The organism is Nocardia sp. NBC_01499 (assembly GCF_045040275.1).
In the GTDB taxonomy this organism is placed as follows: Bacteria; Actinomycetota; Actinomycetes; order Mycobacteriales; family Mycobacteriaceae; genus Nocardia.
The window spans coordinates 1,525,921-1,542,536 of record NZ_CP109426.1 but is presented as its reverse complement, the minus strand read 5'-3'; the positions used below and the strand labels follow the sequence as shown (position 1 = coordinate 1,542,536).

Here is a 16,616-nt window from a genome sequence, read left to right as displayed (position 1 = left end):
TCGAGAACGAAGTGCACACGGAGGAGGAATCATGGGTGTTCTCGGATTGCACAACGAATGTCCGCCGGTGAACTATTCAGCGGAGGAAGCTCCGGAAGTGGTCCGGGGATTGGTCATCGACGAGGTTGCGACAGCGCAGACACTCCGTGCGGTCGGCAAGGCCGTCGAAGCACTCGCCTGCATGGACGACGCGGTCCGGGAAGTCGTGACCGCTTGGGGCGCCGTCACCGAGACCGAGGGAGCCATTACCGACCTGTTCGCGCCGGTCACCGAGGGCACCGGAATCGAAGGGGCGATCAAGCGCGCATTTTCCGCCCTGCACGGAATGGGGGCGATGATCGATGCATCGGTGAAGAACTACCGTGAGCTGGAAGCGTATTCGGCAATGGCTCTCGCCAATGGCCGTGGTCACGGATTCGAAGGCAGCCTGAAACTCATCGGCGAAGGCGGGTTCGCCGTTATGGTGCGCAAGCGCATCGAGTTGCTGCGGAAACTCAAGACTCGCGTACTTTTGATTCAATCGTTGGAACCGACGTGTAATTCGATCGTGGCTGATAACAATTTCCCGGCATTCTTCACCATCTTCATGGAGCCGATGCGCGATCTGGCCGTCGCCTCGAGAGACGTCTACAGCGAGACCATCCGTGGTTCGCTCGCTTCGTACACCGCCATGCTGAGATCCTGCGAGCTGGTCGGCGACGATGCCGTGCAGGAGCCCACCGGTAACGGCGCCATGCCGAAGCCCGAGGGCGTGCGACTCGGCGCGGAATCCCGGCCGTGAACACCTGGTAACCACCCGTACCCCGCTGCTCGATCACTTCGTCCTCGGCGGCAGATCGCCGAGGACGAATCACTACTATCTTGGTATAGTGATCTCCGTTACATGGTCGACCGTCGCTCGATCGACCCTCATGATGTGATCAACAGAGTCCAGCACAGACGTCGGGTGGAAGGCCGCCCGGTGCAGGAAGGACTGCGAACTCATGGCTTCTCGCAGCGATGTCGAAGGAGCACGTGTCGAGGTCCGCGACCTCACGAAGACTTTTCCCGATCGACGCGTCAAACGAGCGGTGATCAGGGCCCTGGACAGCGTGAGTTTCGACATCGAGGGGGCGGAGATCTTCGGGTTGCTCGGCCCCAACGGTGCGGGGAAGTCCACCCTGGTGCGCATCCTCGCCACACTGAGCCGACCCGATTCCGGGACAGCCGCGGTGGCGGGGTACGACATCGTCCGCGACGGCGCGAGCGTGCGGCGGCACATCGGTGTCGCCTTGCAGGACACCGGAATCGACCCGACTCAGACCGGAGCCGCACTCCTCGAGCTGCACGCCCGCCTCTACGGGCTGTCTCGCGAGCGAGCCGAACACCGGGTGGCCGAGCTGATCGATCGTTTCGACCTGAACGAGGTTGCCACGCGGCGGATCTCGGGTTACTCGGGCGGGATGCGCCGCCGCTTGGACCTGGCGGTCGCGCTCGTGCACCGGCCGACTGTGCTGTTGCTCGACGAACCGACCACCGGACTCGACCTGGCATCGCGGCGCCGACTCTGGCAGGAGATCCGGGCGCTGCGCGACGAGGGCACGACAATTCTTTTGACAACTCAGTATTTGGAGGAGGCCGACAAACTGGCAGATCGAGTAGCGATCATCGATGGCGGTCGCGTCGTGCGTGAGGGTTCGCCCGCCGAACTCAAGCGCAGCCTGCGACACGACGTGATCGAGCTGACATTGGACGACGAGCAGACCGCTGAACGCGCCGCCGCCGCGTTACATGCCCCCTTTTCTCCTGGCATGACGCAGGTGCGCATCGGCGTCGATGACGCCGCGGTGGAAGTCGCGACGGTGGTGACGACACTCGCCGCGCAGAACATCACACCGACGGCTGTCAACCTCACCTCCCCAACCCTGGACGACGTCTTTCTGAATGCCATCGAGGGCCGGAACGCTCGGATCGACGAAAGCAAGGTTGTGCGATGACAGCTGCCACGCAATTCCCGTCGGCGGCGGGCAATAGGGAAGGCGCCGTAGGGCTTTCGGTGCCGGCCCAAACCCTGCTGCTGACCCAACGCGTGCTTTCCAGGGCAATCCGGGAGCCAGCGACCATTATCCCCAATTTGTTGATCAGCATATTTTTTCTGCTCATTTACAATGGCATGTTCGGGGAAAGCGCCGCAGTGTCCGAAATCACGGGTGGAAAGTATATCAACTTCACGCTGCCGGTCGCCGTGATCATGGTCGCCATCAGTGGTGGCGCCGCCGGTTTCAGCCTGCTTGCCGACAATGCGAGCGGATACATGAACCGCCAGCTCACCATGCCGATTTCCCGGTTCTCCATGGTGGCCGCCGCTGTGGTGCAGGGCGCGGTGCTGACCGTCGTGCTCACCGTGGTGATCATCGCCGTCGGCTTCGCGCTCGGGCTGGCACCGGCCACCGGGTTCGCCGGACTGCTCGTGCTGTTGGCGATCGCCGTGTTGTGGGGGCTTGGGTACGCGGGCTATTCGGTGACCGTGTCCCTGTTGACCGGAAAGCCGGAGGCAGCTCAAGCATTTACTTTCTTGTTTTTCCCGATCATGTTTCTAGCGCCGGTTTTCCTACCTCGCAGCGAATTGTCGGGTTGGCTGCGCACCGTGGCCGCTTTCAACCCCATGACATATCTCATGGAAGGTATGCGGGCATTGCTGATCACCGGCTGGGACACCACCGCCGTGGCGCGCGCCCTGCTCGCGGCCGTGCTATTTCTCGCGGTAACCATGTCGACGACGGCCTTTGCCGCATTCCGTGGTCTGCAGCGAACGTGATGGTGGATTGAAATAACCCAGAAACGGACATCGTTGCCGTCGCTCTAGACGGTGGGCACGGCCACCAACTACGATCACTGCATGACTATTACGCATATTCAACTGGTCTCTCGACCGGTTTCCGATCAGGAACGCGCGAAGTCTTTCTATGTCGATGTCCTCGGATTCAAGCTGATCCGCGAGAACCCTATGGGACCCGACCACACCTGGGTGCAGGTGGGGCTGGAGGGACAGTCCACCTCTCTGGTGCTTGCTACCTGGTTTCCCAGTATGACGCCGGGTTCCTCGAAGGGCATGGTGCTGGAGACGGACGATCTCGACGGCGACATAAAAAGGTTGCGGGACAAGGGCGTCACGTTTAACGGTGACGTCGAGGAAGAGCCATGGGGAAGGTTTATAACATTGGACGATCCCGACGGGAACGGGATTATTCTCCAGGCTACAGCCGACGGTCTCGAGTAATCAGGATACCGTTGGGAGGTGTCGCCGAATGGCACGACATTCGGCGACACCTCCACGGCGTACGTTCATCGCAACATCGTTGGCCTACCGCGTTCGCGATCATCAAGTGAAGCAATCTGGAGGAAAACCGGATTCGACTTGGTCGGTACCGTTGACTCCATTCGGAAGGCATCACTGTGAGGTGAAATGACATGGTTGCGCAAGCGGAGGCGAACAAGCAGGTCGTGCGGCGCTGGGTGCACGAAGTATTCAACGAGCATCGTCTGGACTCGGTTGAGAAGCTGAAGGTACCTGACTATGTCGACTGGAATCCTTATCCAGGACAAGATATCGCTCTCTCGGGTTTCAAAGCGGTGCTGCGTTCATACCTGGAATCGTTTCCGGATTTCAGATACGACGTCGATGAGGAGCTTGCCGAGGGTGACATCGTCGTCTGCATAGGCAAGTGGAGCGGCACCCATCGTGCTACGTATATGGGCATTCCGCCCACCGGTAAGCAGTTGTCGGCCCGCAGAATCGACATCGTCCGGCTCGCCGGGGACAAAATGACCGAGCGCTGGGGAACTGGCAACGAGCTCAAGATGCTGCGCCTACTCGGCGTGGCCAAGGACGCCGCACACTCCTTCGAGGGGTCGGACCTGGAAGTTCTCGTGCGGCGGTTCGTGGCCGAGGTACTGCAAGAAAAGAATCTCGCCGCCGTGGACGAACTGGTGCATCCGGACGCGCACGGCCGGGTGGTCGGGTCGCTCGTGCTGCTCGCGCTGACCGCGGCCCTCGACGACGTGCACTTCGCGGTGGGTGAGATAGCCGTCGACGCGACGGTCGCGCGCGCCGAATTGGTGGTCGAGGGCCGTCATGTCCGGGACCTGTGGGGCATGACAGGCCAGGGCGCCGATATCCGGGTCACGGCGGATCTGACACTCGAGGCACAGTCGGGTCTCATCGTCGATCTCGATCTCCGATTCGATCTCGACAAGCTGGCAGAACAGCTGGGTGTCGCGCGCGAATTGCTCGACGCCGGGGCACCGCGCATGCGGCCGACCGGGACCGCCGGAGATGGCCGATTCATCTTGCGCAGCCTGTTCAACGACGTGCTCAATGGCAGGCAATTGCACCATATGGACCGGCTGATCGCCACGGGAGCGACCGATTTCTTGCAGGAATCGCTGACCACGATGGCGCTCCTCCACGCATTCCCGGATTTCCAGTTCAATATCGAACGTGTCATCATCGACGGCTCGAGGGTCACCGTGCTCGCGGCCTTCGCTGGCACGCACACTCGGGAACTGCTCGGCACCGCTCCCACCGGAAAAGGTGTTATCACTCGCAGCATTTCGCTGTTCACGGTGGTCGACGGCGTCATCACCGATGCCATTTACAACTTCGATCTCCACACGCTGCTTTCCCAGCTGGACATATTCCCGGCGGAGGGGCGGTTCACCGATAGTGCGGTCTGAGGACGTGCATCGAGCATCGCGCAGGGTGCTGCGGCGTTGCTCCGGGTACATGTTGTTCGCGGCGCTGTTCCTGGCACCGATCCGGGCACGGGTTCAGCTGGTGCAGTGGATGGACGGCACGGAAAACTGTTTCGGCGAACGCAGTCTCTACCACAATCTCGGCTACTGGGCGGATGGCCCGGGAACCTTGGACGCGGCCTGCGATGCCCTGGCCGAGCTGATGGCACGGCGGGCTGATATCGGCGAGGGCAGCCGCGTGCTCGATGTCGGCTGCGGCTTCGGCGACCAGGACAGCTACTGGGTCGAGCACTTCCGCCCGGCGAAGCTGGTCGGCACGGACCTGATGGACTTCAAGGTCGACCTCGCACGACGGCGGGCAGCTGAGCGACTCGGCAGGGAAGCACCCGAGTTCACCACCTGCTCGGCCACGGCTCTGCCGTTCTCCGACAACGACTTCGACGCGGTGTTATCGCTCGAGGCTAGTTTCCACTTCATCACCAGAGCTGATTTCTTCGCCGAGGCAAGGCGAGTGTTGCGCCCCGGTGGCGTGTTGGTCCTGGCTGAACCCGCGCCGATCGACGGTACGCAGCCGAACCGGGTCGCCGAATATCTGCAACGCACGGTGGTCGCCGTGCCGAAGGAGAACCTGTACGGAGCGAGCCGGTATCAAGAGTTGCTCGGCCACAAGGGATTCGCCGACATCAGGGTGGAGTCGCTGCGGGACGAGGTGTACCCGCATTACATGCGTTACCTCGGCCGCCGCCTCGCCGATGCCGATATCGTGGAGCGGGTCAACCCTCTGGTCCGCGCCATGTGGCGCGGGTGGGTGGAGCAGTTCGATCGGGCCGGTGAGGTGGCAGGCCAGGACTACTTGCTCGTTTCGGCGGTGGCGCGATGACCCTGCGCGACATCGGCGTGGCAGCGGCGCGGGCCCGAGCCGGGCGCACCGAACCGCTGCTGGAAATCGACGACATCCAAGGCAATATCCTGGCGGGATTCGACACCGCCTATCAGGATTTCGTCTTTCTTCGGATCGTAGATGTCGGTATGACCAAGAAGTGGCTGACGCGATTGGCGCCGGCCGTGACGACGATGCGTCAGGTCCTGCGGCGGCGGTCGACCCCGGCGCGGCGCGATTCGGCGCCGATGGTCGGAGTCGGCTTCGGCTATCCGGGCCTCACGTTGCTTGCGCCGCAGGCGCAGGCGATGCGGGATGTGCCGTTCACACAGGGCCTGCACCAACGATCTCGCATGCTCGGTGATCCCATCGATGAGCGAGACCCGGGGCACTGTGCCAACTGGATCGTCGGCGGCCCGGCGACGCAGGCCGATATCGTGCTCGTCATCGCCTGCGACGACCGATCCGCCCGAGCGGCCGTGCCCGATCTCGCCGCCGAGGGCGTCGAGGTGATCCAGGTGGAATCCTGCGCCCGGCTGCCGGGACCGCCGGAGGGGCACGAGCACTTCGGTTTTCGGGATCCGATTTCACAGCCAGGTGTCCGCGGGCGGATATCAGCGGACCCTGATGTGCTGTTGCACCCCAGCGTCGACCCGGCCAGGCCCGACGAGGCCAAACCGGGTCAGAAGCTGGTATGGCCCGGCGAATTCGTCTTCGGCTATCCCACGCAGGATCCATTCGATCCGTGGCACCCGGGGCTGCCCGCACAGGCAGGGCCGACCTGGGGGCGCAACGGCTCGCTGTTGGTGCTTCGGCGACTGCGCCAAGACGTCGACGCCTTCGAGCAGTTCATCAGCGACGCGCTCGCGCAGGTGCATACGGTAGCGGAATTGGCAACGATGACACGGGAACAGCTGCGGGCGCGGCTGATGGGGCGCTGGCGGCACGGCACCCCGGTGATGTTGTCCCCGGCGGCGGAGAACCTCGACATCGCCTACAACGCGCACCGCGTCGACAACTTCGGCTACGCCGGAGACCGCGGTACCGATCCGCTCGGTCTGATCTGCCCGCAGGCCGCGCACATTCGCAAGGCGTATCCGCGCGATCACGAGACCTCCGTCGACACGAAGGCCAGTATGGAGACGCATCGAATCCTTCGGCGCGGCATGCCATTCGGTTCCGCGCACGCCGCCGATCGTGGACTGCTCTTCGCGGCATATCAGACCTCGCTGGAGCGGCAGTTCGAATACATCACCCGGTCCTGGCTCAACAATCCGTATCTGCGCGCCGAGGAGGAGGGCCACGATCCGATCGCTGGACAGTACAACCGGGCCGCGGTCGGTAGCCATGCGCGTGGGTTTTCGCTGCCCTACCTGCGAACCGACGGGGCCGTCGGCCACCTGCGCCTCACCCTGCCTCGGCAATGGACCGTTCCGACCGGCGGCGGGTACTTCTTCGTGCCCTCGATCACCGCCCTGCGCAATCACATCGGAACGCGGTGACGCGATCGGGGCGCGGTGACGCGATCCTCGAGCGCGAGTAGCGGCAGCGCGCTGAGCATGGGCGGATCGCAGATTCGACGCGCCCTGAGGTGGACCGGAAAGGTCTGTACACCGCCGGTCCGGCGCACCACCACCGGTGTGTCCGCGATCAGCCGTCCTACCGGACGTGGGGTGTCGAGCAAGGCGTCGAGCACCCTGGTGCCCGTTGGCACATAACTGGACAGGGTGTGGTAATTCCCCGCCCGAACCGCGGTGAGCCGCTGTGGTCCCGGCAGGATTCCGAGCGTGTGTCCCACCGGACTCGCCAGGTGCCGGTTGGCATCGAACAACACGGTCCATACCACTCCGGGACCGATCCCGATGACCTCCGCGATCAGGGATTGCCCGCCCCGCTCGGGCCGATCGATGCGTGCGGGATCGACACTGTCCACCGTTCGGTCGCCGATTCGTCTGGCAAGGATTCGGAAGGAGCTCGGTGACACGCCGACCATGCGCCGGAACTGAGTGCTGAACGTGCCGAGACTCGAGTAGCCGACATCGCTGCACACATCGCCGATCCGGAGCTGCGTCCTGGCCAGGAGACGTTGTGCCTCTGCCATTCTGACGGCCGCCAGGAATCTGCCGGGTGTGGCGCCGGTGATCCGATGGAACACCCGATGGAAATGGAACGGGCTGAACAGGCCCGCGTTGGCGTGATCGGATAATCGCTGTTCCCTGGCTGGATCGTCACGCATGTGCGTGATCGCGCGTCCCACCGAGGCCAGCCAGGCGGCGGCGACATCCCTGTCGACGCACAGGGGGAGTTCGGTGCCGTCCGCGCTCAGACAGTGCCCGTCCTGTGCGCAGAGCGCGCAGTGGCGTCCCGGGTCGATGCTGCACTCGTCCGTCGGACACCGCGCCGTAGATACTTCTAAATCATATGGTGAGTATGGGCGAACGAGCACAGTAATCACCTAGAATGTCACGTAGTGAAGGCCAGGGGTTGCAGTTCGGCTTGCGTACAGGTAAGACGGTGACCCCAAACCCCGGATTACTACTAATATATATATCTATTTGATTAGAAGCAATGCCCGCGCGCTCGACGGCACCCGATCACAGCGGCACGACCCCCTCGAGCAGAACAACCGCCGATCGCGTCGGCGTCTTTCCTCGGTATTGCAGTCCAGCCTGGTCGAACAGTTCGGCAAACTGCTCTTCGGTGCGCTCGCCCCCGTACATCGTCGCCAACATCTGCAGGTCCATCAGTAAGGTGTACGCCGCGCTCGGGTCATCGGAAATCGTTTGCTCCGCGACGATCACCCGTGCACCGCGATGCGCCACCGCGGCAATGTTGCGCAGTACCTCGATTGCTGTGTCGTCGCCCCACATGTGCAGAACGTGCTTGAGTATGTAGACATCCGCGCTCACCGGAACATGGCGTCGCGCATCGCCTGCGACAACTGTGCACCGATCGGCGAATTCACCAGAGAGGCTCGCGTCGAGATCGGCCATGGCTTGCTCGAGGTCGAACAGAATTCCGTGCAGCGACGGATTCCGACGCAGGACAGCCGAGAGCAGTGTGCCTTGACCACCGCCGATGTCAGCGACGCGCTTGGCTCCTGGCAATTCGAGTTCTTCGGCGATAGCGTCGATCGTGGTTCCGTTCAGCACCGACATAGCCTTGTGAAAGCGCTCACCGGATTCCGGATCGTCGGTGGCGAAATAGTCGAAGATATCCTTGCCGTAGATTCGCCGAAATGCCGGTTTCCCGGTGCGGACGGTGTCGGCCAAACCCTGCCAGGACCTGATATTCCACTCACTGGCGCTCATCAGCAGCAGATAAAGCATGGTATTCGGTTCGTTCGCACGCAGCACCCTTGACGTGCGGCTGTGCCCGTATCGATCATCGCCGTCGGTATGGAAGACACCGAATGCCGCCAGTGCTCGCAGCAGCCGATCGAGGGACCGCTCATGAACACCGAGCTTCGCGGCGAGGTCACGGATATGGACCGGCTTGTCATCGATGACGTCAGCCACTCGTAATTTCGCTGCCGCATGGACTGCGGGTGCCAGCGTCATGCTGAGCATCATTTGCCCGAACACCGGGTCGTAGTCGGCATCACCGGTGTAGACCTTGTCATCATTCCCTGGATTGTGCACAGCTCACTCCTTGTGTCCAGCCGTCATTGCGGATCGGGCATCACCTTGGTCATCGCGGCGGTCATGTCCCACACTCGTTCCGCCGCTGTCATCTCATAAGCACGGTCCGCCGCTTTTACGAGATCGGGATACCCGCGGATTTCCTGCCACCCATTGGGGCCGTAGAATTCACCACCGTGCACCGCCGGCATCGTTGCCGCAAAGAGAATCGGCGCCGCACCCATCCGGACCGGCTGAGTCAAACCGGGCACCGGAATCAAGCCGAACGGAGCAAGCAGGCGGTTTCGGCTACCTAAAGTGTTGGCCATCAAATGCGTGTATGCGACACCCGGATGTGCGGCGACACTGATCATCGCCATGCCTGCCCTTCGCGCGCGGCGGTCCAATTCGAAAGCGAACAGCAGGGCGGCGAGCTTGGAATCCGCGTAAGCCCGCAACGGGCGATACGCCTCGCCGCCCAGTCCGCCGCCGTTCAGGCGCAGCTCGGCTCGCCGATGCTCCAGGCTCGAGACGGTGACCACCCTCGGTGCCCGAGCAACCCGAAGGACTGGGCACAACAGCCAGGTCAGCGCGGCGGGACCGAGGTGGTTGGTGGCCATCTGCAATTCGAAGCCGTCCACTGTCCGGCGACATGGTGTGCCCATGACCCCGGCGTTGTTGATCAGAATGTCCAGGCCGTCCGGACACCGCTCGCCGATTTCTGCGGCCGCTCGGCGGACGGAGGCCAGATCGGCCAGATCCAGGACCGCCAGCTCGGCTGTCCCGCCGTCGGCGGCAGAGCTACGGGCGGCCGCCACGGCTCGGCGACCACGCGAGACATCGCGACAGGCGAGTAACACCCGCGCTCCCCGCGCGGCGAGCGCACCGGCCATATACAGCCCGAGCCCCGACGATGCTCCCGTGATGAGCGCAACCATCCCGGTACACGGCGGGACATCCTGTGCCGTCCAATACTTCGCCATCGCAGGCCGCGAGTTCAGTCGGCGCCGTGGCCTGCGACGGCGCGCATGCCGTCGCCGAGGCGGTGGGATTGCTGATATGGCTCGAGCGCACGACGCAAGCTTTCGGGCACCCTGGTCGGCTCGACCTGTAACCCGTTGCCGCGCATACAGGCGACCCGTTGACGACCGCGGGCCACCAGGTTTTCCACCCCGGTCTCGGCGTCGATGTCGAGGTACGCGAATTCGAATTCGATCTGCGTCTGGGTGAGGTCGACCAGTGTCATCCGGATCGTGAGGCGTTGAAATGCGGTCAGCTCGGCGAAGTATTCGCACTCGCACTTGATCGTGAAAAGCTTGAGGTCACGGTGGATTTCGTCGAGCACGTCGGGTGCGTGCTCCATCAGGAACATTTCCCGGCATCGGCCCTGCCAGCGAAAGTAGTGCACGAAGTAGACGTTGCCGACCAGGTTGGTTTCTTCGAAGCCGACGATGTGGGAGATCTCGTAAGCGCGCACGTGTCAACCTTTCTCGGTAACTGAGAACACGACGGGCAGTTGGGGCGTTGGTATCGCCAGCGTGGTGCTGAAGGACCAGATGACGTCGGTGCCGTGTCGGAAAGCCAGCCGATCGCCGACCGCCGGTTGACTGTCCAATACCAGCCTCGGTCTAGTGACCGTTGCGCCGAGTTTCGTCGCGGCTTCGCGTGCGCTCCAGACCCGCGTTGCGGCGGTGGCGAACGACTCGCCGGTAGCCTCGCGGCACATCGCCGCGAGCGCTACCCCTGAGCTGCCGAGAAGGTCGGCCCACTGGGTTGGTGTGCGAGTCTGGACCGGTTCGACGTCACAGCCGATCGGGCGCGCGGCGGCCACGGCGATGGTAAGGCCGGCCCCATGCGACGAGCTGACGTACCCGTCGGGTATCTCCGGTCGTCCGTCGGGCCGGTAACGCGGGATCACCGCGCGGCCGAGCGCCGCGGTCAACGCGCGTTGGGTTGCCTTCTGGCGGCTCGAGATTCCTGCGCGGGTGCTCTCGTCAGTGGCGGCTGCAGGCGGCTCGTCGCGAAGGATCGCCAACCGAACCGGCGAAGGCAGCAGGGGATCGAGCATCCGTTGCAGGTGTGGGCCGAGCAACTCGGGTATCCATCCGGTCGGTGTGGCGATCGGTGCGACCGCGGTGAGTTCTAGTGCCTCCCAGATCGCGACGAGTGCACCACGCTCGTCCCGAACGATGACGTCATACCCGTATTTCGATCCTTCGTTGGAGCGTTCGCGCGCGGAAAGCACGACAGTCCGGACGTCCGGCGCGACTGGGAAGGCAAGCACGCGTGCGACTTTCGAAGGCAGCAGGGTCGAGTCGGGGACGCAGACCTGAATGGCGTGCATGAATGCGTCGCGTGCGGCCGGGTCGCCGAGCACAAGCGATTTCGGCAACATGGGGGAGAACCAGCGTTCAGCACCGATGCGGATCCGTGCCGTGCATTGCCTGGCGGATAGCTGACAGTAGTCAGCGATAGACCGAAACATCGGCCCGTGGAACAGGATTCGGTCGTACACGTCGGTATCGACCACGATATCGAGACCGGGCGTTGCGGTGACGGTGTCGTCGGCGAGTTGCCGGAGTGGTTCGGCCATCGACGTCGGCGAGGCGAAGGCTGCGACATCCTCTTGCCGTGCGCGTCGGCATACGCCGCGGAAGTGGTCGATCTGGAAACCTGTTGTGTCGCAGCGGATTGCGACCCTGACGCTATCACCCGATCGCAGCGCCGCGACCCGGATCGTGGTGGCGCGGTCCGCTGTCACCACGATCGGGCGAAGGAATTCGAGATCGTGCAATTGGACCGGATGCTGTTCACCGAACAGCGCCGTCGCGGCTTGCGCCATTGCTTCCATACCCATCACCGCCGGGAACAGTGCGTCGCCGGAGAATCGGTGATCGGCGAGATACGGGTCGGTTGTTATCGACACGTCGGCGTCGGCGAGCAACTCGATCCCGGGGACATATAGGCGCGGACGCTCCAAAAACCGCAACAGCGGCAGCTCGATATCGTCGAACCGGATTGTCGGTAGCGCCCCGGTTCTACCGATCACGACCACACTGGTCGGACAGGCGGGGGTGCGCAGGAGATCCAGAATGACCTCGACACCCGAGTCGGTCGGGATCGGATCGATACCCTGACGGACCAGCGAATCCAGCACGCCGAGCCGTTCGCCCATCCCGGTCCCGGCCCATACCGACCATTCGATGGTCATGCATCGGCACGTCGGCAGTTCGTCGGCGAGTGCGTCGATGGTGGAGCGCAACCAGTCGTTGGCTATTGCGTAATGCGCCTCGCCGCGCAAGCCCGCGCGGCCGATGATGCTGCCGAAGCCGACAACCAGACGGAGCTCGGCTTGCGCGAGTGCGTCGAGTAGGTTGCGGAGACCGTCGATCTTGGGGGAGACGGTGCGGACGATGTCCTCGCTGGTCAGTGACTCGATCGAGGCGGGGGTGTTGATTCCGGCCCCGTGCATGATGCCGGTGATCTCGCCGAGATCGCGGCGAATCGCGGCGATGGCAGCGGCAACCTGGCTTCGGTCGGTCACGTCGGCGGCGTAATAGTATGCAGTGACACCGGATTCGCGTATGCGCGTCATATTGGCGGCGACATCGGGATCGTCCGCGCGGCTTCGAGCGATGACCGCGAGCACGCATCCAGTGTGCTCGGCAAGCGCGGCCGCGCACTCGAGGGTGATGCCGCGGGCGCCTCCGGTGACAACGACAACGTCGCTGGCGTCGAGTGGAAGAAGGGCGCTGTCCAGCGTCAGCTCACGAAGTACCGGTTCGGTTCGGTTGCCATCCGGGCTGTAGTGGACTTCCCTGAATGTTCTTGTCGCCGCGATATCGGCGCACACCAGTCGCGCGACGTGCTCGGGCGCCAGGTCTGCGGCCGCATGGATCACCGTCGTGCGCAGCGTCGGCGCCTCGAGATGAGCGGTCTTGGCGAGCGCGGCCGCATCGCGGCCGTTGCCGTCGTCGATAACGACGAAGCGAACCCCATCGCTGATCGCTGAGCGGGCAGCGATGAGCATACGGTCGATCGCGGTTTCGGCCGATTCGATAGCCGGTGCGCCCAGCCTCAGGATCACGCCATCGCTGAGGCGGGAGGTATCAAGTTGTTGCTGGATGGCAGCGGCGAGCCGATCGTCCCTTGGCGCGAACACACGCCACCGTCCAGGCTTGTCCTCGTTGTCGTCAGCGACGGGCGACACCGATGACGTGACAAGTTCGACGGTGAACGGTCGCACCCACATATCGACGCCGACCAGATCGTCGGCTGATTCCGCCGGTGAGTCGCCGTCCTGGCGAGCCATATCGTCGATCGCCTCGGCAAGCTCGATGACCGTCGCGGTGGCGACATTAGTGGTCGGTTCCGGGGGCCGGGTACCGAACCGCTTGGTCGCGTCAGCGACCAGCTGAGTAATGGTGATGCTGCTCAAATGCAGATCGTCGAGCGGGTGAGTGCCGGGGGTGATTTGCTCGATCGGGAGTTCGACGCGGTCCGCGATCAGTCTCCGCAACGTCAGCAACGACGATGGCTGGTCACCCGATGCCGAATCGGGCTGATCCCGAACGGCCGGAGGTGCCGCGCCGAGTTCTGCGGATTGCGCTCGGGGCAGGTAGGAGTCGGTCGGCGCGCGCTCACAGGGGTTCGCTATGAAGTCGAACCGTTTGTCGAGCGTGATGGGCCGGTTGAACCGTTCTGCGGTGAGACCGTGCAGATCGGGACGTGCGTCGAGGACATAGCACGCGGCGAGGGTGCGCAGGATTCCGGCGACGGAACTGCCGTCGGTCTCCATGGCGACCACCGGAACTTCGGGGCATACGTCGGCCGCCATGGCCGAGAGCGCCGCCCCAGGACCGACCTCGACGAGCAGATCGCAAGCCTGCGCGAGCCGCGACAATGCGGCCGCGAAACGGACCGGTGCGCGCACCTGTCGCTCCAACAGATCGGCGACAGCAGTACCTGGCTCGAGCGGCGCCGCAGTGACGGTCGAGACAACCCCGGGTCGCTCGACCGCGCGGATGTCGATCTCATCCAGGTGCTGGCGGAACAGTCGGGCCGCCGGAGCGACCAACGGTGAGTGGAACGCGTGCGAGACCGGCAGTGGCTGGCATCGCATCCCGGCTGCGCGCGCGCTGACCAGCACTGCGTCGACGGCGTCGGCCGGACCCGCGATCACCGTGTGTTTCGGACTGTTGTATCCGGCGATCACTACCGGATCGCCGTTCAACAGAGCCGAGACCCGACCAGCGGGCGCATGGATTGTCGCCATGCTGCCTGGCTCGTCCATCGCCGCGGCCCGCATAGCCTTCCCCCGGAACTCCGCGGTGCGCATGAGCTCGGTCTCGTCGAACACGCCAGCCCAGTGCAGAGCGGTCAATTCGCCCAAACTATGTCCGACGCAACCGACGACATCCACCTCGGCGGCGGCGAGCAGTCTCAGTCCGGCCAGCGACGCGGCCACGATTCGCGGCTGTGCATCGTCGGTCGCAGTACCTCCGGGGCGGACACCAACCTGTTCATACAGGTCAGCGATGACCGAGAAGCGGCGAGCGGGTGCGCCGCCGTCCCCGTGCCCAGGGGCGCCCTGCCCGGGAAACATCAGCCCGATGCGCGCAGCGGTTCCGGTATTCGCGTCGAGAAATTGGCCATGGCCCGCAGCGATCCGGTGCCGTTCACCGGCCGCCAGCGCGTCGGCGAGTTCGGTCAACCGGTCAGCGGCCTGTTGCTGCCCGGCGGCGACCACCGCCGCCTTGATCGGCAGTCGGGAGTCGATACGTGTCAGCTCGGTGGCGAGGTCGCCGAGTTCGGCGAACGAACAGCCTGCGGCGAAACCCGCGACCGCGCGGAGCTTGTCCGCCAGATCCATCGGCGTTGCCGCCGAAAGTACGAAGAGTTCCGCGTCCTGAGCGCTTCGATCAAGGCGGGTGCCGAGCGGGCGCGGTAGCCGTCGGCTCTCCAGTACGACATGGGTGTTGATGCCGCCGAATCCCAGCGATGACAGACCGGCACGCCGAGGATGCACGGTGTCGGGGTCGAGGGCGGCAACACTGTGTTCCGCGCCAGAATCCGGCCACGGAAGCGCAACGTCGGGAAGGCGGAGTCGGTCCCCGGCGTCGGCGAGGAACGGCTCGGCGCGGACAGTACCGGTGACCGGCGGAATGATTCCATGATGAACGGCGAGTGCGGTCTTGATAAGCGATGCGACACCGGCCGCCGCCTTCGTGTGACCGATATTGCCCTTGATCGTTCCGATCGCGACCGGTGGTCTGTCTGCGCTCCGTGCGGCGACGGCCTCGTTGAACACCTCGAGCTCAGTTCGATCACCGACCGCGGTGCCCGCGCCGTGGCCCTCGAGATAGTCGATCGTATCGATACCGAAGCCCGCCATCCGGTACGCGCTGGCGAGCGCACGGAGGTGACCGTTGCGTTCGGGACGGGTTATGCCGCCGCGACCGTCCGAGGAAATGCCCCAGCCTGCGATCGTCGCGTATATCCGCGAGCCACGGGAGATCGCGTCCTGCTCGCGGAGCAGCACGATGACGCCACAGCCTTCACCTGGCCAGAAGCCGTTCGAGTGCTCGTCGTATACGCGCATCCCCGACGTCGACAGTGCGCGGGTCTTGGCGAAGCCGACCAGTTCGAAGGGGTCTATCGATATGTCGACCCCTCCGACGACAGCGGCGTCGAGTCGACCGGCGATCAGGGCATCTCCCGCCTGCGCCACCGCTAAGAGTGACGACGAGCAGGCGCCATCGACGATGAAGCCGCCGCCCCCGAAATCGAAGTGATTACAAATGCGCCCGGCGATCGTATTCGCCAGGCCGCCGGCGAGGCTGTCTTCGGTAATCGCTGGGAATGGTGCTTTGTAATCCGTCTCGTACTCGTCGAGGAAGTCGGCGATATCCTCGGCAGGCCAGCCCTTGCGTCGCAGCGCCGCGGCCAGGGTGCGACGCACATACGGCCAGCGCAATCGCATGCCGGTGGCGCGTGTCATATCGCCGGTGAGTGTGTTTCCGAGGATGACGCCGGTGCGTTTGCGGTCCAAGCCCTCGCCCGCGGGAAAGCCCGCGTCATCGAGTGCCGCCGCAGCAGTGTCGAGTGCGAGCCAGTGCACGATGTCGGTGGACCGAAAAGTGCTTGCGGCGACGCGATGTCTGGTGCGATCGAATGTCCAGCCTTCGATGACCGCGGCATGTGTCGCGTAGTGACGGTCCGCCGCCGCGGGATCACTGGCGTAGTAGTCGGCCGGGTTCAACCGGACCTGGGGGATCGGCCGGAATGCTTGTCGACGGGAGAGGACGTTCTCCCACAGCTGGGCCGGCGTCGCCGCGTCGGGAAAGCGGCACGCCATACCGACGATTGCCAGTCGAACCATC

The 16,616-nt window shown here is 64.1% G+C and carries 12 protein-coding genes; 7 read left to right on the top strand and 5 right to left on the bottom strand.

All coding sequences use genetic code 11. From position 1 onward, the window contains the following. The first annotated feature begins 31 nt into the window (after positions 1-31). The 7 genes from OG203_RS06915 to OG203_RS06885 all read left to right on the top strand — a co-directional run bounded on the left by OG203_RS06915 (position 32) and on the right by OG203_RS06885 (position 7,116). Positions 32-781, top strand: coding sequence for a hypothetical protein (locus OG203_RS06915; protein WP_405164833.1), 750 nt, complete (start codon positions 32-34; stop codon positions 779-781). Positions 782-983: 202 nt separating this feature from the next. Next, positions 984-1,976 carry an ATP-binding cassette domain-containing protein gene (locus tag OG203_RS06910; RefSeq protein WP_405164832.1) on the top strand — a complete coding sequence of 331 codons (993 nt, stop codon included), beginning with the start codon at positions 984-986 and terminating at the stop codon, positions 1,974-1,976. Continuing rightward, complete coding sequence (locus tag OG203_RS06905) at positions 1,973-2,797, top strand: ABC transporter permease (protein WP_405164831.1); 825 nt, start codon at positions 1,973-1,975, stop codon at positions 2,795-2,797. The genes OG203_RS06910 and OG203_RS06905 overlap by 4 nt, the downstream gene beginning before the upstream one ends. A gap of 81 nt (positions 2,798-2,878) precedes the next feature. Beyond that, positions 2,879-3,259 (top strand): glyoxalase superfamily protein, encoded by a 381-nt coding sequence (locus OG203_RS06900; RefSeq protein ID WP_405164830.1) that lies wholly within the window; start codon positions 2,879-2,881, stop codon positions 3,257-3,259. Between the two features lie 191 nt (positions 3,260-3,450). Then, positions 3,451-4,716, top strand: coding sequence for an ester cyclase (locus OG203_RS06895; protein WP_405164829.1), 1,266 nt, complete (start codon positions 3,451-3,453; stop codon positions 4,714-4,716). Positions 4,717-4,720: 4 nt separating this feature from the next. Then, complete coding sequence (locus tag OG203_RS06890; protein WP_405164828.1) at positions 4,721-5,614, top strand: SAM-dependent methyltransferase; 894 nt, start codon at positions 4,721-4,723, stop codon at positions 5,612-5,614. After that, complete coding sequence (locus OG203_RS06885; RefSeq protein WP_405164827.1) at positions 5,611-7,116, top strand: Dyp-type peroxidase; 1,506 nt, start codon at positions 5,611-5,613, stop codon at positions 7,114-7,116. The genes OG203_RS06890 and OG203_RS06885 overlap by 4 nt, the downstream gene beginning before the upstream one ends. On the opposite strand, the gene OG203_RS06880 is transcribed toward OG203_RS06885, so the two are convergent. From OG203_RS06880 to OG203_RS06860, 5 genes are all read right to left on the bottom strand, one after another. Then, positions 7,098-7,850: a helix-turn-helix transcriptional regulator gene (locus tag OG203_RS06880; protein ID WP_405164826.1), complete on the bottom strand. Its 753-nt coding sequence runs from the start codon at positions 7,848-7,850 to the stop codon at positions 7,098-7,100. The two genes, OG203_RS06885 and OG203_RS06880, sit on opposite strands and share 19 nt — an antisense overlap. A 358-nt stretch (positions 7,851-8,208) precedes the next feature. Continuing rightward, positions 8,209-9,255, bottom strand: a complete 1,047-nt coding sequence (locus OG203_RS06875) for a methyltransferase (RefSeq protein ID WP_405164825.1) — start codon at positions 9,253-9,255, stop codon at positions 8,209-8,211. A 23-nt stretch (positions 9,256-9,278) separates the two neighbouring features. After that, a complete protein-coding gene (locus OG203_RS06870; protein WP_405164824.1) occupies positions 9,279-10,217 on the bottom strand; it encodes an oxidoreductase in 939 nt (312 codons plus the stop codon). A gap of 14 nt (positions 10,218-10,231) precedes the next feature. Further along, complete coding sequence (locus OG203_RS06865; RefSeq protein WP_405164823.1) at positions 10,232-10,711, bottom strand: acyl-CoA thioesterase; 480 nt, start codon at positions 10,709-10,711, stop codon at positions 10,232-10,234. Positions 10,712-10,714: 3 nt separating this feature from the next. After that, positions 10,715-16,615, bottom strand: a complete 5,901-nt coding sequence (locus tag OG203_RS06860) for an SDR family NAD(P)-dependent oxidoreductase (RefSeq protein WP_405164822.1) — start codon at positions 16,613-16,615, stop codon at positions 10,715-10,717. Between the last annotated feature and the right edge of the window lies 1 nt (position 16,616).